Genomic DNA, 19,713 nt, shown 5'->3' on the forward strand with positions numbered 1-19,713 from the left:
CCGCCACGGCACGTTCGCGAAGATCAACGGAATAGTACTTGCCCATGGTGATAAACCTCCTCTTCCAGTCCGGAAACTGAATCAGAGTTCGAAGTGTCTGGGAATCCGTCCGATTCTGTCAAAGACAGAACCGCTCTAGTCCAGCGCGCCGATATAGGGCAGGCCGCGATACTTGCCCGCATCGTCCATGCCATAGCCGACAAGGTAGCGGCCCGGGGAATCGAAGGCGCAGAAATCGACGCCATCTTCCCCTCGGGGCGCCCAGGGCTTCTGCGTCAGCGCGCAGGTGACAACTTCGCGTGCGCCCTTGGACAACAAGTGGTTCTTGGCAAAGGCGAGCGTGCGCCCGGTGTCGTAGACATCGTCCAGCAACAGGACGCCGCGTCCCTCGACTGACCGGCCAAGATCGGCCCGCACCACGACGCGGCCGGAACTCTCTCGGGCATCGCGGTAGCTTTCGAGCCAGATCACATCGAGGATCGGATGCACGCCACGCCGGGCCAGCGCTTTCATCAGGTCGGAGGTGAACGGTGTCGCGCCGATCAGGATCGACACCGCCGTCCAGTCGCCCGGCAGGCGCGGCACAAGTGCGTCGGCCAGCGTATCGATACGCGCCATCAGTTCTTTCTCGGTGACGAGGACTTCGATCTTCGGCATGTCTGTCATTCAATCGGGCTTTCAGTCTCGGACCCGGCCGTTTCCGGCGCTGGCTCGTCGGTTACAGTCTCCGTCCCGGCTTCGGGTTCCGGCTCTCGCGGAACATTGTCGCGGTCGACGAAGGACAGTTCGATCTCGAAACTTTCCATCGGTGCCTGCTCAAGCACGATCTTGAACGTCCCGGTGTCGCCTGCGTCGAGTTCGCCGGGCGTGATGGTCCCGAATTTCTGTGCGACCTGCTTGCCGCGCTCGTCCATCAGGCTGACGCGCACGGCGGGCGTTTCGACGGTGCTGCGGGCGACGTTCACGGCCTTGCCCGACACTGTGACGACGGGGATCGTGTCATTGAAGGTGCGGCTGCGCTCGATATTCCCGAACTCGAGGCCGAACCGGTTGACGGAAAAACCGGCCCGTTTGTAGGCCGTGGCCGATTCCGGCCAGAATTTCACAACATCGTTGCGGAAGATGATCGCGGCCAGGCCCAGCGTAAAGAAGACGGCAGCGGTAACGATCCACGAGACCAGCGCGGCGAACCGGCTCTTGCGTCGGCGCTGTTCGCGCACGCGTTCACGGTAGACTTCATGGGCTGCGGGTGCCGCGGCGTGCTCATGCCCGGCCACGCCTTCAGGCCGCACGAACCAGCTATGTCCGCAGGTTGCGCACTTCACAGTTCGCCCGCTTTCACCGATTGTTGAGTCATCGGCGAAATACTGGGTCTCACATGAGGGACAGGTGAGGATCATGACTTGGTCTTTCCCGCAATTCGCCCCATTGAATCAATAGCCTGAGCTGCCAGGCAGGAGCCCATGACGTATCCACGACACGACCTCTTTGACGACGTCGCCGTTCGCCTCGATTCGGTATCGCTCCGCTATGATACCTCAGAGGACATACTTAGCGATATTGATCTTGTCCTGAAACCCGGCTCGTTCAGCTTCCTGACGGGTGCGTCGGGCGCTGGCAAGACAAGTCTGCTGAAACTCCTCTACCTGGCGCTGAAGCCAAGCCGGGGCGAAGTCAGCCTGTTCGGCCGCCCCACCAGCAATCTGACGCGAGACCAGCTCTCGGCCCTGCGCCGCAGGGTGGGCGTGGTTTTCCAGGAGTTCCGGCTGCTCGAACACCTGTCGGCCTACGAGAATGTGGCGCTGCCGCTGCGGGTGTTGGGCCGCCGCGAGTCCGATTACCGCGCCGATGTCGAGGAATTGCTCGCCTGGGTGGGCCTCGGCCAGCGCCTTCATGCCAAGCCGCCGACGCTGTCGGGCGGTGAACAGCAGCGTGTTGCCATCGCCCGCGCCGTCGTGACGCAGCCCGATATCCTCATTGCGGACGAGCCAACCGGCAACGTCGATCCGGAAATGGGCACGCGGCTGATGCGCCTCTTCCTCGAGCTCAACAAGCGGCGTGGGACGACCGTGATCATCGCCACGCACGACCTTGGCCTGGTGCGCCAGGTCGAAGCGCCGGTCTACCGGCTCACCAATCGTCTCCTGGTGCAGGATGTGGAGTTTGGCGGCGAAGCGGCCCGGCGGCGCACGGATCCGGGCCTGGAGGGTTAGGATGGCAAAGGAAACACCACTTCTTCCGGTCGAGGATGTTCGCGAAGCCGCCCTGTTCTTCGTCGTCGGGGCGCTCTGCTTCCTGGCCGCGCTCGCTGCGCTGTCGGCCAAGTCGACCTATGGCGCCGCCAAGAGCTGGACAGCCGAAGTGCAGGGCGAACTCACGGTCAGCCTGCCGGATGTCGACCGGCGCGGCGCCGACGAAGCGCGCAAGATCATCGAGCAAACGCAAGGCGTCCGCACGGCCCGTGTCCTGTCCAAGGAGGAAATCGATGCCCTGCTCGAACCGAATTTCGGCAGCCGTGGCCTGCCCGACAGCCTGCCATTGCCACAGTTGGTCGCGGTCGAGGCCGATCCGGCCGTGCCCGACATGGGGCTGACCATTGCCCGCAATCTCTCGGAAGCCGGCATTGCCAGCGCCGTGGACGAACATGCTGACTGGGCCGGCGATGTGCGCCGTGTCCTCGGGGTGGCGCGCCTGACGGCGCTGATCGCCGTTGCCCTGCTGGCATCGACGGCTGTTGCGGTGATCGCCTTTGCCACCCATGCGGCGCTTCTGGCCCGGCGCGACATTGTTGACGTCCTCCACCTGGCCGGGGCCCGTGACCGGTTCATTGCAGGCCTGTTCGAGCGGCGTTTCTGGGTCCTCGGCCTGCGGGCCGGTGCAGTTGGTGCGCTGATGGCGCTTGGTGCAGCCGCGCTGATGATCTTCACCGTGCAGGTCCATGGGTCCCGCGCGGGCCTCCTGCCCGAACTCAGCCTCGACTTCCTCGATCTCGTCATCCTTGTCGTCACACCTGTCATCGCCGGCTTCGCAGCGCGTCTCGCGGCCCGGATGACGGTGATCCGGGCGCTGAAAGGCATGATGTGAAGCCTGATCGCTCCCTCTCGCGTCGCGGCTTCGGCTTTTTCCCGGCGGTGGTTCTGGTCGTGCTCGCCCTTGTGGCGTTCGATTTCCTGATGTTTGCGCGCCGCGCATCCGAATCGGTCCCGGCGACGGCGCGTCAGGCGGACGCAATCGTGGCCCTGACGGGCGGTTCGGGGCTGCGCATTGCCGCTGGCATCGATCTCATGTCGGCCGGGCGCGGGCAGAGACTGCTGATTTCCGGCGTCAATCCGGACGTGGACATGGACGACCTGATTGCCCTCGCAGGCGGCTCGCCGGATATCTATGCCTGCTGCGTCGATATCGGCTACCGCGCCGAAACCACGATCGGCAACGCCGAAGAGACCGCTGCCTGGGCCTATGAACGCGGCTATACGCACCTGATCATCGTCACATCCGACTATCATATGGCGCGCAGCCTGCTGCTGTTGCAGCGTGCCATGCCCGATATCACGCTCCAGCCCTATCCGGTCCGGACGGTGGTCGATCCCTCGGCGGTGCTGGGCGATTCCAAATCGTTTCGCGGCGTGCTGACAGAATGGGCAAAGTGGCGGGTGACGGCCCTCGGTTGAGCGGCTAAACGTGCTGGCCGATGATGCAGCTTCGCTCCCTCCTGTTTGTTGCCTACCTCTATGGCACGATGGCCCTGATGGGCTCGGTCTTCGTGATCGGGCTGGTCCTGCCGCGCCGGTTCATCATGTGGGGAATCAAGACCTATGCCGGTGCGCTGCGCTGGGGCATGCGGGTCATCGCGGGCATGGAGACCGAAATCCGCGGCCTCGAACACCTGCCTGACGGCCCCTTCCTCTATGTCGGCAAGCACCAGTGCATGTTCGACATTTTCGTGCCCTTCGTCGTGACACCGGATCCTGCCATCGTCATGAAGCGCGAACTGCTCTGGTATCCGTTCCTCGGCTGGTATGCGCTGAAAAGCGACATGATCCCGATCGACCGGGCCGGGACCACCAGGACGCTGCGCCGCATGGTTTCGGCAGCGAAAGATCGCGCCGCCATTGGCCGGCAGATCGTCATCTTTCCGGAGGGCACGCGCAAGACGCCGGGCGATGCGCCCCAATACCATGCCGCCGGAGTCGTTGCGCTCTACAAGGCGCTGGACGTGCCCATCGTGCCGGTCGCGACCAATGCGGGCCTGTGCTGGCCCGCTCACGGAACGCTGCGCCGGCCGGGCCGTATCGTCTATGAAATCCTGCCACCCATCCCGGCGGGCCTGGACCGCAAAGAGATGATGAAGCGCCTTGAAAGCGAGATGGAAACAGCGGTTGATGCCCTTCTCAAGGAGGGTCTCGCCGTCCAGGGCCGGATCCAAGCCGCACAGGAACCACAGAGCATATGAGCAATTATTGGAACAATTCGGGCCTTGTAAAGCCGCTGGCCGAGCGCCGGCGCTCCCGCTTCTGGCTGTTCTTCCCCTTCCTGCTTCTGGTCGCCCTGGTCGGCGCCTATTCGGCTTACTGGATCTATGCCCGCGCCGAGATCGGGCTGGGTGTCGACAAATGGGTCGCCGAGCAACGTGCCGGCGGCGCAGTCGTCGAATATGAGTCGCGCAAGATCGGCGGCTATCCGTTCCGCTTCGAACTCGACGTCGTCGCCCCGCACTACCAGCCGCCCAACATGGCCAGCTGGCAAGGCGAACGCCTCCAGGTCGTGATGCAGCCGTGGAACTGGCACCATATTATCGGCCGCGCGCCCGGCCACAGCGTGCTGACCGACCGGCTCGGCATCCGCCACACGTTCGATCTTGACCGCAAATCCGTCGGCAGCCTGTCCTGGACCGAAGCGGGCGTGCACCGCGCCGCGATTGAACTCCATGATGCATCGGCCCTGATCGACGGCCATATCTACACGGCGAAGGACTTCTCGCTGAATCTCGCCCCGCGTCCGGAAGCCGCCGACGACCTGCTCGTGGCCCTGCAATGGGAGGCGCTGACGCTCGATGCCGCCCCGATCGCAGCGCCGTGGCTTGGCACCGAACTCCAGGAAAGCCGCCTGATTGCGGAAGTGGACAATTTCTATCCGGCTTGGATCCGCAGCGGCGGCAATCCGGAACGCCTCTATGACTCGCTCCTCGAAACAGGCGGCGGCGTGGAACTCGGGCAGGCGCTCCTCAACTGGGGCCCCCTCAAATTCGGCGCCAAGGGCACGATCGCGATCGAAAACGGTCTCGCTAACGGATCGTTCGGTGTGCGCATCGACGATCCCGAAGGCCTCAAGGAGGCGCTCAAGGCCACAGGCAACTGGCGCCTGCAGGAACAGGCGACCGTGGCGACGCTTGAAATCGCCTCGGTGAATGGCGGCTTCCTGATGTTCACGCTGAAAGACAACCAGGTCATGGTCGGCACCGTCGTGGTGGGCCAGCTTCCCGGTCCGGCCCTGTGACAGCCCCGTCGCAGGCCCGGCTCGAAGCCGCCTGCGAGACGCTTTCCCGCGCCGATCCAGCCCTTGCCATTGCCTATGATGTCACCGGCCTGCCGGTCTGGCGCGCGGGCGAGCCGACTTATGCCATGCTCGCCCGCATGATCACGCACCAGCAGATTTCCCTCGGCGCAGCCGCCGCCATATGGGCCCGCACCGAGGCGTTGCTGGGCGAGGTTGCGCCCGAAGCGGTGCTCGCCGCCGATCCGGATGCTTTGCGTGCCTGCGGCCAGTCGCGCCCCAAGGTCGGCCACCTAACATCCATCGCGGAATCGCTCGTCACCGGCACGCTCAGCCTGCCGCGCGTCTGCACTGCGCCACTGGACGACGCGCGTCGGGAACTCATCGCGGTGAAGGGGATCGGCCCCTGGACCGCAGAATTGTTCCTGCTTTACGCGACCGGCGCGATGGACGCGTTCCCGGTGGGCGATGTCGGGCTGATGGAGGCGCACAGGCTGCTTGCCGCCCATGAAACCCGTATGGATATCAAGGCGTTCACGCAGCACGCGGAGGCCTGGCGCCCCAATCGGGGCGTGGCTGCCCACCTGCTCTGGGCATGGCTGCACAGCCACCGGGGCGACGCCGCGCCCGGTACGACCTGAGCCTCAAGAGTTGCAATCGGTCCTGACTGTCATAATCTCATGATCAGAATCGCCTAACAGACGGGCGAGCGTGCAAAGGAGTGCTGCCTTCAGCGGGTTCAAACAGGTTACAAGTCTTCTCGTGCCGCATGGGGGTCACCATGGCTGAGATCATTACTGCGCCGCCCAATGGACGGCCTGCCCTTGTTCTGAACGCTGATTTCAGGCCGCTCTCGTATTATCCGTTGTCACTGTGGCCGTGGCAGGAAGTGGTGAAAGCCGTCTTTCTTGACCGGGTCGATATCGTTGCAGAATACGATTATGTCGTGCGCTCTCCGAGCACGGAATTCCGCCTGCCCTCCGTCATCGCCCTGCGCGACTTCGTGCGCCAGGACCGCCCCCCGGCCTTCACCCGCTTCAACGTCTTCCTGCGTGACGGTTTCCAGTGCGCCTATTGCGGCACGCACGAGAACCTCACCTTCGATCACGTCATCCCGCGCTCGAAGGGCGGGCGTACGACATGGGAAAACATCGTCGCCGCCTGCAGCCCGTGCAATTTGCGCAAGGGCGGCAAGATGCTGCGCGATTGTGACGTGCAATTGCAGCACAAGCCGATCCGCCCGAACAATTACCAGCTGCAGGCCATCGGCCGCAAATTCCCGCCCCACCACCTCCACGATACGTGGATGGACTATCTCTACTGGGATGTGGAACTGGAGACGTAAGCGCCGGGCTTACCGGTCGTGCATGCCCTTGCCGTCGAGGATGCGCGGGCTTGCCTTCGCGATCCGCGACACGCGCGTTGCCGCCTGCTTTGGCTGGGAGACGTGCAGAACCCATCCGCGCTGACGGCCGGGCGTCGGCGCTTCGAACGCGTCTCTCAGGTCTGCATCGGCGTCCAGTGTGTCGATCAATTCCTCTGGACACACCAGATCGTCCTTCGCGAAGTCCACCTTCAGGCCGGCTTTTTCCACCTCCACGGCCTCGCATACATAGGCCGTCAGGGTCGGCTCCATTCGCCCTATATCCGCGACGCTGGTGAACTTCATCATCCGCACCGAGCGCGAATTCGCCCCCGGTGCCACAAGAATTCCCTCGGGGTCCTTCAGCAGCACGCCCTTGAAGAATGACAAGGCGCAATTTGCCTTGAGACCCCAGGCGGTCGCCACATTGCCGCCGCCTGCCGTATAGACGGGCGAGCGCCACTTGAACGTCTCCGTCACAGGGCACGCGAGCAGTATCTCCCGCAGCGCGCCAACTGCCACGGGCCTGGTTTCGCGAAGAACGCTTCGACCTTCGGGTTCTCCTTGCTCATCGCCTGCCTCGCATGCCGCCTGTCGCCCACGATTTTTGCGCAGGCCCGGTTGCCTGTCCAGCGTCACTGCGCCTGTCATAAATCTGCAGGCAATCTGTCATAAAAGCCTTTTCAAATGCGCGTATGGGGCGAACGTGATGACACATGCCCGGCCAAAATATCGCGCGATCTTCATCTCCGACGTCCATCTGGGCTCGCGCGGCAGCCAGGCCGAATCCCTGTGCACCTTCCTCAAGGCCAATACGAGCGAGCAGCTCTACCTTGTCGGCGACATCATCGATGGCTGGCGCCTCAAGAAGAAATGGTACTGGCCGCAGGCCCACACAAACGTCATCCGCCGTATCCTGACGGCTGCCAAGCGCGGCACGGATGTTACCTATATCATCGGCAACCATGACGAGTTCCTGCGAGCCTTCATGCATTTCCGCGTCAGCTTCGGCGACATCCATGTGCGCAACCGCGCGGTCCATCTGGGGGCGGACGGCAAGCGCTACCTCGTCGTGCATGGCGACATGTTCGACGGCATGATGCGCGCCGACCGCAAATGGATCATGCACCTTGGCGATCACGCCTATAATGGCCTGCTCTGGGTCAATACCAACCTGAACAGCGCGCGCCGCCTGTTCGGTCTGCCTTACTGGTCGCTGTCGGCGGCCCTGAAAAAGCGCACCAAGCGTGCCCTCAATTATATCCACAATTTCGAAGACCACGTCGCCGCCTATTGCCACCGCAAGGATTTCCACGGTGCCATATGTGGCCACATCCATGTCGCCGAGATGCGCGACATTGACGGCATCAAATACATGAATGACGGCGACTGGGTTGAAAGCTGCACCGCCCTCGTCGAACACCATGACGGGACTTGGGAACTCCTCGACTGCCGCCCCGACGCGGTGCGCACCTCGGAGCCCGTGGTGACGGCCGCGCCGGTCGGCGAGCTCGAACTGGCTTAGCCCGCCGTCACGTCTTCAGTTGGCCGCCGAGCACGCCTGAGAGGGCTTCGAGATAGGCCACAAACGCCGCGCGGCCTTCCGGGGTGATCCTGACCGTGGTGAGCGACTTGCGCCCCACGATGGCCTTGTCGATGGCAATGTAGCCGGCGTCCTCGAGCTTGCGCATCTGGATCGAGAGGTTTCCCTGGGTGACGTCGAGGACGGCCTTGAGCTCGGTGAGCGAGGCCGCCTCCGCATTGGCGAGATAGGCCATGACACCCAGCCGCAGCCGGCCATGGATGATCTCGCTGATTTTTTCGATACCACTGTCCGACATGGAGGTTACGCCGTTGCCCGGGTCTGCGCGGGCGATCGGATCATGATGTATCCGGGCAGCGCCATGCAGATGATCAGGGCCACGCCGAGTGCCAGTAGATAGGTCTGCGTCTGGTCGATCAGCAGGCCCAGGCAGGCAGCGGCCGCAAACCAGCCGATGGCCGTCGCGCCCTGCCACGTCCGGCGCCGCAGCGTGACAACCGTGAACCAGATCGCGCCCTGCAGCGCGCAGACGACGACCGGGTAGAGGAACCAGATTGACCAGTTCTGCCGCTGGTAGGCGACCCAGCCGAAGACGAGCGCCATGACAATGGTGGCGATGCCGGCCTCGGTGAACGCGGCCTTCACGGCGCGGCTGGTCGTGCCTGCGCCGGCAGATCTGATGCGCTTCCGCCAGCCTTGATAGAAGATCACGGCCATGAACAGGGCCGTCGGCACGATGCCGATCAGCATCCAGGCGAAGTCGGCAACCGCGATCGTGCCGCTGAGGAGGGCGCTGTTGAGGAGGCATTGCAGGCCATAGAGCGCGCCTGCGGACATGTAGATGATGCCAAAGCTACCAGTGTCGGAGCCCTGATCGTGCATCAGCGCCTTCATGAAGGCGAGGTCGTCTTCCGCTTGTCTCGGTTGATTTGTCATCTCGGTTCCTTTGCCGTGTCGTCTGTGTGTGCGTCCGCTGTGTCCCAGGATTGAGGAGTGCCCATCAAGCAGGTGGTTTACAATGCAAACAAGTTTATATTCAGCTTTGTGCGTAGGTCGATGCCATCGGATGCCCGCGCCGTGTGGACAGCCGAACCGCGCTCCACCGGGGTCCAGTCCGTTTCCGGCGGGTCGCCATTGGAAGATGTTGATCGGCGCAGGCGCGCCGGGCATTACGCAATGATACACGCCATGCTGAAGCCAAAGTCTTCGAGAGGATTCCCATGACGCTCACCGGGCTGTTGATACCCACCTACCGGCAGATGCTGCAGGCGCTCGCCGTCTGGCTTCGCAAGCCAGAGGCACAGGTGCCAAACGCCGACGCGCTGATGGCCGCCCGGCTCGCGCCGGACATGTTTCCGCTGTCGACCCAAATTCGCTTCGCCTGTGTGCTAGCCTACGAAGGCGGTTACCGCCTGCGCCATGAACCCTTGCCCCCCCGCGCTTGAGGCGCTGCTCGACGAAGGGCGCAATGGCGGCGAGCGACCCGGCACGATGGCTGCGGCGCTGACCCGCATCGACGAGGCGCTCGCCTTCCTTGACGGCTTGGCACCCGATGCGCTGGACAATCGCGCTGGGCGCCCCCTCGCGCTGGAGCTTCCCGTGGGCATCGCCTTTGATCTGGACGGCTACGGCTACGCCCGCGACTGGGCGCTGTCGCAATTCTACTTCCACATCATGACGACCTACGCGATCCTGCGAAACCAGGGTGTCGAACTCGGCAAGGCCGACTACGTCCAGCACATGTTCGCCTATCTGCGAAAACCTTGAAGCCCCCTCTCCCTCGAGGGAGAGGGGGTTGGGGGTGAAGGAGTGCGGATTATCCTGTCGAAAATCTGATCTCCAGCCGCGCCGCCATGCCCCCTCACCCCTTCCCCTCTCCCCAAGGGGAGAGGGGAGCGCCCTCATTGAGCAATACGACGGAAGCTGGAAACGCCTCGACTGCCGCCCCGACACGGTGCATCCGCCGGAGCCGGTGGCGAAGGCAGAGCCTGTGAGCGAACTGGAACTGGCTTAGGCCTCAACACCTTCGCCCCCCCTCCGTCAGACGACCGTCCCCCTTTGTCCTCCCCCGCCTGCGGGGGAGGTGGCTGGACGCGCAGCGGCCAGACGGAGGGGGGTCTATCCGCCACTCCCGCTTGACACCCCCTCCCATCCCTATCACCTGCGCCCGATGACTTCCTCCCTGAAGGCCATTCTCGGCCCCACCAATACCGGCAAGACGCATTACGCCATCGAGCGCATGATGGGCCACGGCACCGGCATGATCGGCCTGCCGCTGCGCCTGCTCGCGCGCGAGGTCTATGACCGCGTTGTCGCCGCCAAGGGCGCGTCCCATGCCGCGCTGATCACTGGCGAGGAACGCATCATCCCGCCGAACGCGCGCTATTTCATCTGCACCGTGGAATCCATGCCGGTCGACGTGCGCGCAGACTTCGTCGCCATCGACGAAGTCCAGCTCGCTGAGGACGAAGACCGCGGCCATGTCTTCACCGATCGCATCCTCCACATGCGCGGGACATCCGAAACGCTGCTGCTCGGCGCCGACACGATGCGCCCGCTTCTGCGCACGTTGAATCTCGGCATAGAGACCGACACGCGCGAACGTTTCTCCGAGCTGCGCTATACCGGCAAGACCAAGATCACAAAGCTGCTCAAGCGCACCGCCATCGTCGCCTTCAGTTCGGAAGAGGTCTACGCGATAGCCGAATTGCTCCGTCGGCAGAAGGGCGGCGCTGCCGTCGTCATGGGCGCGCTCAGTCCGCGCACGCGCAACGCGCAGGTCGCCATGTACCAGTCCGGCGAGGTCGATTACATCGTCGCCACGGACGCCATCGGCATGGGCCTCAATCTCGATGTCGACCGCGTCGTCTTCGCCTCGCGCACCAAGTTTGACGGGCGCCGCCACCGCGCGCTGACACCCGCCGAGTGCGGCCAGATTGCAGGCCGGGCAGGGCGCTTCCGCACCGATGGCGAATTTGGCGAGACCAGCGACTGCCCGCCTTTCGAGGAAGAAGTCTGGAAACGGATCGAACAGCACCGGTTCGATCCGGTCGATCATATCCAGTGGCGCAATTCGGCGCTCGACTATGCCTCGCTGAAATCCCTGATCCGCAGCCTTGAGCGCCCGTCCGGTAATCCGGTCCTGATCCACAATCCGAACGCGCTGGATGAATGGGTGCTGCGCCGCATGGGCGAGGACAGCGCCATCGGCCCGAACGTGACCGGACAGGCCAAGGTGCGCCGCCTGTGGGATCTGGCCCGCCTGCCGGATTTCCGCAAGGCCGGCCCCGAAGGCCATGCCCGCCTCGTGCTCGGCCTCGCCGAAACGCTCGCCGATCCGGACGCGCGCCTCTCCGATGCCGGTCTCGAACGACGCCTGGACGACCTCAGCGGCGCCGGCGGCGGGATCGCCAAATTGCAGCAACAGCTTGCCAATATCCGCACATGGACCTATGCGGCGCACCGGCCTGACTGGCTTGAAAACCCCGCAAGGTGGCAGGATCGAACGCGCGAGATTGAAGACTCCCTGTCTGATGCGCTACACACTGCCCTGACCGCACGGTTTGTGGATCGACGTACGACGGCCCTCTTGGCCAGCCTGAAGAAGGAAGACGCCCTCGTGACTGACCTGACGCCGGATGGCGACGTGACCGTAGAAGGCCATCTCGTCGGCCGCTTGAAGGGCCTCACCTTCGAACCTGTGCTCGATACCCGCACGCTTGAAGGCAAGGCCGTGCGCGGTGCCGCGCTCGCCGCGATCCGCCCCATGCTGGTCGAGCGCCTCGGCCAGATTGCCGGCGCGCCGTCCGATGCGTTCAAGCTGAACGATGAAGGCGACGTGGAATTCGGCGGCAATGTCATCGCCCGCCTTGCCAAGGGCCCGGACTGGATGAGCCCCGGCGTCGACCTTGTCGGTGCCTCCGAAGTCGAGCCATCAGACCGCGACTCGGCCCGCGCCCGAGTTGCCGACTGGCTTGCTGCCGAGATGACCCGCATCCTGTCGACGCACTGGAAACTGCGCCACGAGAAAGCCGGCGACACGCTCGAGGGCCTCGCCCGGGGCCTCGCCTTCCGCATTCTCGAAAGCGGCGCCAGCGTCGACCTGCGCCAGGACGATCCCGGCGGCCGTCTGACACCGGAACAACGTGAATCCCTCAAAGCCCTCGGCCTGCGCGCTGGCCGGGTTGCAGCCCATGCGCCTGACGCCCAGAAACCTGCGGCCCAGCGCATGATCGCCATCCTGCGTGCCGTACAGGCCGGCTCGCCTTTCCCGCTTGCACCGGAAGGTGCCGGTTCCTTCCCGCTCGATGGCACCTGGCCGGAAGAGGCGCTCGCCGCCAATGGCTATCTCCGCTTCGGCCGCCGCGCCGTGCGCGCCGATCTTGCCGAACGTTTGGGCTGGGAAATCGCCAAGCGCCGCAAGGATGCCGACAAGAACGCCTTCGCCATCTCGATCGACCTCGCCTCTGTCGTCTCCTGCCCGTCCGATGACTGGCCCGCCGTGCTGAAAGGCTTCGGCCTTGCACCCGCCGAGAAGGACAAGGAGACCGAGGCCGTCCTGCTCTGGCGCTATGCCGCCCGCTCGCGGCCTGACGCGCGTCCGGCCGCCCCGCGCGAGGATCGGCCCAAGGGTCGACAGGGCAAGCCGGGAGAGCGTCCGCCCCGCGTCAATGGCGGCGGTTCGCGCCCGCCGCGCACGGACGCACCACGCCCTCGCCACACCCCTGCCGCCCGCAAGGTAGACCCTGACAGCCCCTTTGCCGCCCTCGCAGCGCTCCTGCCGCCGACCCCGCCGCCGCGGGACAATCCCCGGCGCAAACGCAAGCCGAAGGGGGGAGAGGGCAAGGCCACTCCAGCCTTCGCGTACACGCCTTTCCAGTGAACGAGCCGGAGGCTGTCAGGCTGGATATCTGGCTCTGGCGGGCGCGCTTTTTTCGCACCCGCACCCTCGCCACCGATCACCTGAAGAGGAAAGGCGCCCGCATCTCCCGCAGCGGCCAGACCCGCCGCACCGACAAGCCGGGTGTAACGATTTCCGTAGGTGACATTGTGACTTTCGGCCGGGGAGAGCATATACGGACCGTGGAAATCCTCGACCTCGGCGAACGCCGCGGTCCGGCAGAAGAAGCGCGGAACCTGTATCGCCTATTGGAAATTGAGCCATGATGAATTCGGTTAAGCGCTTCTTTGCGCTCAAAACACCCGCTTTGAAGGCGATGGATCCGCAAGTTGCCGCTGCAGCGCTGATGGTCGAAGCCGCGCTGATTGACGGTGTCTACGTCAATATCGAGAGCGACATGATCGCCGAGATCCTGCTTGAGGCCTTCGGATTCGACGCCGACAAGGCCGATTCCGTGCTCGCCGAGGGCGAAGCGCTGGCTGAGGAGGCGGTCGATTCCTACCAGTTTACCCGCCACGTCAAGAAACTCGGCATGGCCGAGCGTGTCTCGATCATCGAAGGCCTCTACCGCGTCGCGCTGTCGGATGGCGAGAAGAGCCCGATCGAAGAGGCCTATATCCGGCACGTCGCCTCGCTGCTCTATGTCGACGACGTGTCCCGCGCCGGGGCGCGCCAGCGCGCCGAAGCCCGGATCGCCGGAACGACCTGACCTGTCCTAAACGCACGGCGCAGCTTGTCTCATTGACACACCGCCGCCCGAAGGCCATCTCGAGTTCATCACACCCGTTCAAGAGGCCCTCCCGATCATGACCTATATCGTCATCGATGCCTGCATCCGCTGCAAATATATGGATTGCGTCGAAGTCTGCCCGGTGGACTGCTTCTACGAGGGCGAAAACATGCTCGTCATCGACCCCGATGAGTGCATTGATTGCGGTGTGTGCGAGCCCGAATGCCCGGTTGAGGCGATCAAGCCCGACACCGAGGACGATCCGGACGGCAAATGGCTGAAGCTGAACAGCGAATTCGCCAAGACCTGGCCGAACATCACCCGATTGAAAGAGCCGCCTGCGGACCGCGAAAAATTTGCGCAGGAAACGGGCAAGTTGGAAAAATATTTCAATCCTGCGCCCGGCACCGGTGACTGAGCCTGCGCTCAATGCCGCCTGCAACGGCTATTGCAGGGACCGCCAAAGGTTAACGAACGCATTGATTTTACTGGGCGCGCGTGCCCGGCCAATATGCCGTACCCTGTTGTAAAACCTGCACGATTGTGATAGTCTTACGTCTTGAGCAATAATTGAACCAGAGCTGAAAAGTCTCCTCTCAGGCCGTGATGTACGGACTGGGCAAAGACTGATTGGCTCTGAATGCGTAGAAAAGGGCGATAAACTTCATGGCTAAAAAAGCAGACACCGCAGCACTCGCATTCGGAGTTGGTCAGAGCGTCGTATATCCTGCGCATGGTGTAGGAAAGATTACCAGCGTTGAAAAACAGACCGTCGCTGGCATGGAACTCGAAGTTTATGTCGTCGCATTCGACCAGGACAAGATGATCCTGCGCGTGCCGACCAATCGCGCCGAAGCCTCGGGCATGCGCGCCCTTGCGGGCTCGAAGCTTGTCGAAGACGCGCTGAAAACGCTCGGTGGACGCGCCCGGGTCAAGCGCACCATGTGGTCGCGCCGCGCTCAGGAATACGAAGCCAAGATCAATTCCGGCGACCTGATCTCCATTGCGGAAGTCGTTCGCGACCTGCACCGCGGCGAAGACCAGCCAGAGCAGTCCTATTCAGAGCGCCAGCTGTATGAAAGCGCGCTCGACCGGATGGCCCGTGAGCTGGCTGCCGTTGAGAGCATCGACAAGGCAACCGCCATGGAGAAGCTGGCAAAAGGCCTGGCCGCCAAGAAAAAAGTGGTTTCGGCCGCTGCAGCAGCAGCGGCGGCTGCCGCATAGCAAATACTGCTTCAGACAACAGAAAAACCCCGCACCGAAAGGCGCGGGGTTTTTTTTGTGCTTGAATGTCAACCGACCCGGCGTGTCTGCCCGGCCCAATAGGGCTCGCGCAGGTCCTTGCGCAGGATCTTGCCTGACGGATTGCGGGGCAGGACCTCGACGAAATCGACCGTTTTCGGGCATTTGTACCCGGCGATGCGTTCCTTCGCCCAGGCGATGATGTCGTCAGCCGTGGGAGTCTCGCCGGGCTTCGGAACGACGATGGCCTTCACCGACTCGCCCCATTTCTCGTCCGGCACGCCGATCACTGCGACATCGGCCACGCACGGATGCCCGAACACGGCGTTCTCGACCTCGGCCGGGTAGACATTCTCGCCGCCGGACACGATCATGTCCTTCACCCGGTCATGGATATAGAGAAAGCCGTCCTCGTCGAAATAGCCGGCATCGCCCGTGTAGAAGAATCCGCCACGTATCGCCTCTTCTGTGGCCTCAGGCCGGTTCCAGTAGCCCTTCATCACGAAGCCCGCCTTGATCGCTATCTCGCCGACCTCGCCCGTCGGCACCACATTGCCCGCAGCATCGAGGCAGCGCACCACGGCGCCCGGCCATGGCACGCCACAGCTGCGCAGCTTGCCCCAGGCCGGGTCATGCGCCTGCGGCGGCAGATAGGTGCCCGCGCCAACGGTTTCGGTCAGGCCGTACAGCTGGTTGAACCCGGCATTCATGATCCGCTTGGCATCCAGCAGCAGGCTCTCGGCAATCGGCGAGGCGCCGTAGGAGACAAGCTTGAGTGAGGAGAAATCTGTCGCGCCTACATCCTTGTGCTGCACCAGCATCATGATCACGGCCGGCACCCAGAAGGCATGTGCAATTTTGTGCTCCGGGATCAGTTTCAGGATCGCGGTCGGGTCGATCTCGCGCAGCACGACGGTCTTTGCCCCCTGCGCAGCGGCGAGGACGCCGACATTCACCCCGGCGACATGGAACAACGGCATCGCGTTCATCACGGCTTCGCCGGCGGCATAGCTCGACCAGTCGAGCATGGCGGCCTGGCGGAAGAAGGCATGGTAATTGGCATTGGTCAGCTGCACGCCCTTGGGCTTGCCGGTCGTGCCTGACGTGTACAGCTGGATGACATCGTCATCGGGCAAGGACGTCAGACCCGGCGCCGACGCAGGCTTGGAATTGCGCCAACTCGGATGATAATCCCATTCCTCACGGTCGCCGTCGATCGTGATGACGCGCATCAGGTCCGGCAGGTCGCCCCGGATCTGGTCGATGATGGAATAGAATTCCTTGCCGACAAACAGGACCCTGGCCTTGGAGTCGGCCAGGATGAACTGGATCTCGGGCGCAGCGAGGCGGGTGTTGACGCCGGTCATCACGGCCCGTGCCTTGGCGCAGCCGAACAGCATTTCGTAATAGGCGTCGGTATTCTTGGCGAGATAGGCAACCCGGTCGCCGGGCTCGACGCCATGACCGATCAGGCCGTTGGCAACCTGGTTTGACCGCGTCTCCAGTTCGCCGAAACTGGTCGACTGGCCTTCAAACCAGAATGCCGTTTCGCCGGCGCGCCGTTCGGCCTGCACGCGCGGAATATCAGCGATAAAAGGCATGGCCTGAACGTCAATCATGGTGTCCTCCGGTATTTTTCGTTTCTACCATCAACTTAAGGCTTTCTGCGTCAGAGTCAGCCAGCGAATGCGTGCAGGCGAAAGAAGTGCGCTTCAGCCCTGCTCCAACTGCCCGCCAGCCCTGCCCGGGGCTTGCAGCAGGCCAGTGTTTCCGGCACCACTGGCGCATGACTGTACAAACCCCATCGTCCGATGCCGCCCTCACCGAAACCATGCTGGATATGGGTGCTCGCGCCCGTGCCGCATCCCGCGCCCTGGGCCGCCTCGGCCCGGATGATCGCACGCGTGGCCTGAAGGCTATTGCCGTCGCCATTCGGGCTGCCGCGCCGGCCATTCTGGCGGCCAACAAGCAGGACATGGACGCGGCCCGGAAAAAGGGCCTCAGCCACGCCATGCTCGACCGCCTCGCCCTCGATGCGGCGCGTGTCGACGGCATCGCGTCCGGCGTTGATGCCATTGCTGACCTGCCCGATCCGCTTGGCCGGGAACTGGCACGCTGGCAGCAGCCGAACGGATTGGACTTTGCCCGTGTGGCCGTACCGCTGGGCGTCATCGGAATCATCTATGAAAGCCGCCCGAATGTCACCGCAGATGCGGGCACGCTCTGCCTGCGCTCTGGCAATGCCGCCATCCTGCGCTGCGGCTCGGAAAGCACGCATTCTTCGCACGCCCTCGTCGATGCCATGCGCGCGGCGCTTGAGGCGGAAGGCCTGCCTGCGGATGCGATCCAGCTTGTCGGCACCACAGACCGTGCCGCTGTCGGCCAGATGTTATCCGGCCTTGATGGGCAGGTCGATGTCATCGTGCCGCGTGGTGGCCGCAGCCTGGTCGAACGCGTCCAGAAGGATGCCCGCGTGCCTGTGATCGGGCACCTCGAAGGCCTCTGTCACATGTATGTCGATGGGGCCGCTGATCCGCAGAAGGCCGTGGACCTCGTGGTCAATGCCAAGATGCGCCGCACCGGTGTCTGCGGCTCGCTGGAAACGCTGCTGATTGATACCGCTGTGGCCGACACGTTGCTGCCAAGGATTGCGTCTGCGCTTGTCGACGCTGGCTGCGAGCTGCGCGGCGATGCGCGTGCCCGCGTGATCGTGCCTGGCATGAAGACCGCGACCGAGGACGACTGGGGTACGGAATACCTTGCGCCAATCCTGGCAATCGCCTTGGTTGATGGCCTCGACGGCGCCCTTGCGCACATTGAACACTGGTCCTCGGGCCATACGGATTCAATCGTCACCGAGGATAAGGACGTGGCCGAACGCTTCCTCGCCCGGGTCGACAGCGCCATCGTGCTGCACAATGCATCAACCCAGTTTGCCGACGGCGGCGAGTTCGGATTCGGAGCCGAGATCGGCATCGCAACCGGCCGCATCCATGCGCGTGGACCTGTCGGCGCCGAACAACTCACGATCTACAAATATGTCGTGAGAGGCACGGGGCAGACGCGTCCTTGACCCACCTGACGCTTCCGGGACCGACACTTGGCCTGCGCATCGGCCTGTTTGGCGGAAGCTTCAATCCGGCGCATTCCGGTCACCTTCACGTTGCCGAAACGGCGATGAAGCGGCTCCAGCTCGACTGGGTCTGGTGGATCGTCGCGCGCGGTAATCCGCTCAAGGCCGCACACGGCGATTTTGCCGAGCGCCTCGCCTCGGCCCGCGCGGTTGCGCAAAATCCGCGCATGATCGTCACCGACATCGAAGCCCGCCTCGGCCTGACCTATACGTCCGACACGCTGGATGCGATTGTCGCGCGCGCACCGGAGGCACACTTCGTCTGGTTGATGGGCGCAGACAATATGATCGGCTTTCATCATTGGGAAAACTGGCAGGGGATTGCCGAAATGCTGCCCATCGCTGTCATCGCGCGGCCGGGGGTGGGTCCGGGCGCGCGCAATTCGCCTTTCGCGCGGCGGTTTGCAAAGAGCCGGATTCCCTCCGCCGCCGCCCGCACCCTTGCCACCACCCCGCCACCTGCCTGGACCTACCTCACCGCCCCCCTCGACCCCTCATCCTCCACCGCCCTGCGGGCCGCCCGTTCATGACCCTCACACCCACCGATATCGACCGTCACCAACGCCATATCATGCTAAAGGAAATCGGTGGTCCGGGCGTGCAGAAACTGCGCGCGGCCTCGGTCTCCATCGTCGGGGCAGGCGCACTGGGTGGCCCCTGCGCGCTCTATCTCGCGGCAGCCGGGATCGGCCAAATCGAAATATGGGACGATGATCTGGTCGACCGCTCGAACCTGCAGCGACAGATACAATTTGGCGAGGCCGATGTTGGCCGCCCAAAGGCCGAAATCCTGGCTGCCCGCCTCCACGAGGCGCACCCTGACTCCTATATCCGTTGGCACCAGCACCGCTGGAGCGAAAGCCACCTGCTAGCGGGTGAGATACTGGTCGACGCCTCGGACAATTACCCGACACGCTACGCCGTCAACGCCATCGCGCACGCGACCCACCGCCCGATGGTGCATGGCGCCGCCGCCGGCTGGACAGGGCAGGTCAGCGTCTTTGCCTCAGGCGTGCAGGCGGACGCGCCCTGCTATCGCTGCTGGGTTCCCGAGACGCCGCCAGATGCTCAGGCTTGCGATGAAGTCGGCGTCGTCGGCGCGCTGACCGGGATTGTCGGCTCGGCCATGGCGCTGGAGGTCGTGAAGCTCGTGACCGGCGCCGGAACGCCGCTGGTCGGCCGGCTTCTGCTCATAGACGGCCTTGCAGGCACCCCAAGAACGGTCGGATTGAAAAAAGATGCAACCTGTAGGGACTGCAACTGATCTGACGCCGATTGACACGCGCCGCCGGGTCGACCCTATTGCGGC

The 19,713-nt window shown here is 63.8% G+C and carries 22 protein-coding genes and 1 pseudogene; 17 read left to right on the forward strand and 6 right to left on the reverse strand.

Annotation, left to right across the window (positions count from 1 at the left end; all coding sequences use genetic code 11):
- Nucleotides 1-135: 135 nt before the first annotated feature.
- Nucleotides 136-666, reverse strand: coding sequence for a phosphoribosyltransferase (locus tag ACESNB_RS10970; protein WP_373007201.1), 531 nt, complete (start codon nucleotides 664-666; stop codon nucleotides 136-138).
- Nucleotides 663-1,400, reverse strand: coding sequence for an MJ0042-type zinc finger domain-containing protein (locus ACESNB_RS10975; protein WP_373007203.1), 738 nt, complete (start codon nucleotides 1,398-1,400; stop codon nucleotides 663-665). The genes ACESNB_RS10970 and ACESNB_RS10975 overlap by 4 nt, the downstream gene beginning before the upstream one ends.
- Before the next feature lie 63 nt (nucleotides 1,401-1,463).
- On the opposite strand from ACESNB_RS10975, the gene ftsE reads away from it, so the two are divergent.
- The 7 genes from ftsE to ACESNB_RS11010 all read left to right on the forward strand — a co-directional run bounded on the left by ftsE (nucleotide 1,464) and on the right by ACESNB_RS11010 (nucleotide 6,838).
- Nucleotides 1,464-2,213 (forward strand): cell division ATP-binding protein FtsE, encoded by a 750-nt coding sequence (ftsE, locus tag ACESNB_RS10980; protein WP_373007205.1) that lies wholly within the window; start codon nucleotides 1,464-1,466, stop codon nucleotides 2,211-2,213.
- A gap of 1 nt (nucleotide 2,214) precedes the next feature.
- Complete coding sequence (locus ACESNB_RS10985; RefSeq protein ID WP_373007207.1) at nucleotides 2,215-3,084, forward strand: cell division protein FtsX; 870 nt, start codon at nucleotides 2,215-2,217, stop codon at nucleotides 3,082-3,084.
- Nucleotides 3,081-3,671 (forward strand): YdcF family protein, encoded by a 591-nt coding sequence (locus tag ACESNB_RS10990; protein WP_373007209.1) that lies wholly within the window; start codon nucleotides 3,081-3,083, stop codon nucleotides 3,669-3,671. Before ACESNB_RS10985 ends, ACESNB_RS10990 begins: the two co-directional genes overlap by 4 nt.
- Before the next feature lie 20 nt (nucleotides 3,672-3,691).
- Entirely contained in the window at nucleotides 3,692-4,453 is a 762-nt protein-coding gene (locus ACESNB_RS10995; RefSeq protein ID WP_373007211.1) for a lysophospholipid acyltransferase family protein, read from the forward strand.
- The gene (locus ACESNB_RS11000) at nucleotides 4,450-5,496 is read left to right on the forward strand and encodes a DUF2125 domain-containing protein (RefSeq protein WP_373007213.1); all 1,047 of its coding nucleotides are present in this window, start codon (nucleotides 4,450-4,452) and stop codon (nucleotides 5,494-5,496) included. The genes ACESNB_RS10995 and ACESNB_RS11000 overlap by 4 nt, the downstream gene beginning before the upstream one ends.
- A complete protein-coding gene (locus tag ACESNB_RS11005) occupies nucleotides 5,493-6,134 on the forward strand; it encodes a DNA-3-methyladenine glycosylase (protein WP_373007215.1) in 642 nt (213 codons plus the stop codon). Before ACESNB_RS11000 ends, ACESNB_RS11005 begins: the two co-directional genes overlap by 4 nt.
- A 140-nt stretch (nucleotides 6,135-6,274) precedes the next feature.
- Nucleotides 6,275-6,838, forward strand: coding sequence for an HNH endonuclease (locus ACESNB_RS11010; protein WP_373007217.1), 564 nt, complete (start codon nucleotides 6,275-6,277; stop codon nucleotides 6,836-6,838).
- Between the two features lie 9 nt (nucleotides 6,839-6,847).
- Here ACESNB_RS11010 and ACESNB_RS11015 read toward each other — a convergent pair whose 3' ends face one another.
- Nucleotides 6,848-7,378, reverse strand: coding sequence for a YdeI family protein (locus tag ACESNB_RS11015; protein WP_373007219.1), 531 nt, complete (start codon nucleotides 7,376-7,378; stop codon nucleotides 6,848-6,850).
- Nucleotides 7,379-7,565: 187 nt separating this feature from the next.
- Here ACESNB_RS11015 and ACESNB_RS11020 point away from each other — a divergent pair, with 187 nt between their 5' ends.
- Entirely contained in the window at nucleotides 7,566-8,381 is an 816-nt protein-coding gene (locus ACESNB_RS11020) for a UDP-2,3-diacylglucosamine diphosphatase (RefSeq protein WP_373007221.1), read from the forward strand.
- Between the two features lie 7 nt (nucleotides 8,382-8,388).
- On the opposite strand, the gene ACESNB_RS11025 is transcribed toward ACESNB_RS11020, so the two are convergent.
- Nucleotides 8,389-8,697, reverse strand: a complete 309-nt coding sequence (locus ACESNB_RS11025) for a winged helix-turn-helix domain-containing protein (protein ID WP_373007223.1) — start codon at nucleotides 8,695-8,697, stop codon at nucleotides 8,389-8,391.
- Between the two features lie 5 nt (nucleotides 8,698-8,702).
- Complete coding sequence (locus ACESNB_RS11030) at nucleotides 8,703-9,335, reverse strand: hypothetical protein (RefSeq protein WP_373007225.1); 633 nt, start codon at nucleotides 9,333-9,335, stop codon at nucleotides 8,703-8,705.
- 284 nt (nucleotides 9,336-9,619) lie between these two features.
- On the opposite strand from ACESNB_RS11030, the pseudogene ACESNB_RS11035 reads away from it, so the two are divergent.
- The 6 genes and pseudogenes from ACESNB_RS11035 to ACESNB_RS11060 all read left to right on the forward strand — a co-directional run bounded on the left by ACESNB_RS11035 (nucleotide 9,620) and on the right by ACESNB_RS11060 (nucleotide 15,253).
- Nucleotides 9,620-10,166, forward strand: a pseudogene (locus tag ACESNB_RS11035) (DUF1993 family protein).
- Between the two features lie 403 nt (nucleotides 10,167-10,569).
- A complete protein-coding gene (locus ACESNB_RS11040) occupies nucleotides 10,570-13,281 on the forward strand; it encodes a helicase-related protein (protein ID WP_373007227.1) in 2,712 nt (903 codons plus the stop codon).
- The gene (locus tag ACESNB_RS11045; RefSeq protein WP_373007229.1) at nucleotides 13,278-13,565 is read left to right on the forward strand and encodes an RNA-binding S4 domain-containing protein; all 288 of its coding nucleotides are present in this window, start codon (nucleotides 13,278-13,280) and stop codon (nucleotides 13,563-13,565) included. The genes ACESNB_RS11040 and ACESNB_RS11045 overlap by 4 nt, the downstream gene beginning before the upstream one ends.
- Entirely contained in the window at nucleotides 13,562-14,008 is a 447-nt protein-coding gene (locus tag ACESNB_RS11050; protein ID WP_373007231.1) for a TerB family tellurite resistance protein, read from the forward strand. Before ACESNB_RS11045 ends, ACESNB_RS11050 begins: the two co-directional genes overlap by 4 nt.
- A gap of 97 nt (nucleotides 14,009-14,105) precedes the next feature.
- Nucleotides 14,106-14,447 (forward strand): ferredoxin FdxA, encoded by a 342-nt coding sequence (fdxA, locus tag ACESNB_RS11055; protein ID WP_373007233.1) that lies wholly within the window; start codon nucleotides 14,106-14,108, stop codon nucleotides 14,445-14,447.
- Nucleotides 14,448-14,695: 248 nt separating this feature from the next.
- Complete coding sequence (locus tag ACESNB_RS11060) at nucleotides 14,696-15,253, forward strand: CarD family transcriptional regulator (RefSeq protein WP_373007235.1); 558 nt, start codon at nucleotides 14,696-14,698, stop codon at nucleotides 15,251-15,253.
- 68 nt (nucleotides 15,254-15,321) lie between these two features.
- On the opposite strand, the gene ACESNB_RS11065 is transcribed toward ACESNB_RS11060, so the two are convergent.
- Nucleotides 15,322-16,890, reverse strand: coding sequence for a long-chain-fatty-acid--CoA ligase (locus tag ACESNB_RS11065; protein ID WP_373007237.1), 1,569 nt, complete (start codon nucleotides 16,888-16,890; stop codon nucleotides 15,322-15,324).
- Nucleotides 16,891-17,057: 167 nt separating this feature from the next.
- Here ACESNB_RS11065 and ACESNB_RS11070 point away from each other — a divergent pair, with 167 nt between their 5' ends.
- The 3 genes from ACESNB_RS11070 to ACESNB_RS11080 are packed head-to-tail and all read left to right on the forward strand — an operon-like array spanning nucleotide 17,058 to nucleotide 19,668.
- Complete coding sequence (locus ACESNB_RS11070; protein ID WP_373007239.1) at nucleotides 17,058-18,344, forward strand: glutamate-5-semialdehyde dehydrogenase; 1,287 nt, start codon at nucleotides 17,058-17,060, stop codon at nucleotides 18,342-18,344.
- Nucleotides 18,341-18,934, forward strand: a complete 594-nt coding sequence (locus ACESNB_RS11075) for a nicotinate-nucleotide adenylyltransferase (protein WP_373007241.1) — start codon at nucleotides 18,341-18,343, stop codon at nucleotides 18,932-18,934. The genes ACESNB_RS11070 and ACESNB_RS11075 overlap by 4 nt, the downstream gene beginning before the upstream one ends.
- Nucleotides 18,931-19,668 carry a ThiF family adenylyltransferase gene (locus ACESNB_RS11080; RefSeq protein ID WP_373007243.1) on the forward strand — a complete coding sequence of 246 codons (738 nt, stop codon included), beginning with the start codon at nucleotides 18,931-18,933 and terminating at the stop codon, nucleotides 19,666-19,668. Before ACESNB_RS11075 ends, ACESNB_RS11080 begins: the two co-directional genes overlap by 4 nt.
- The last annotated feature ends 45 nt before the right edge of the window (nucleotides 19,669-19,713 follow it).

This window comes from Hyphomonas sp., assembly GCF_041689225.1.
GTDB lineage: Bacteria > Pseudomonadota > Alphaproteobacteria > Caulobacterales > Hyphomonadaceae > Hyphomonas.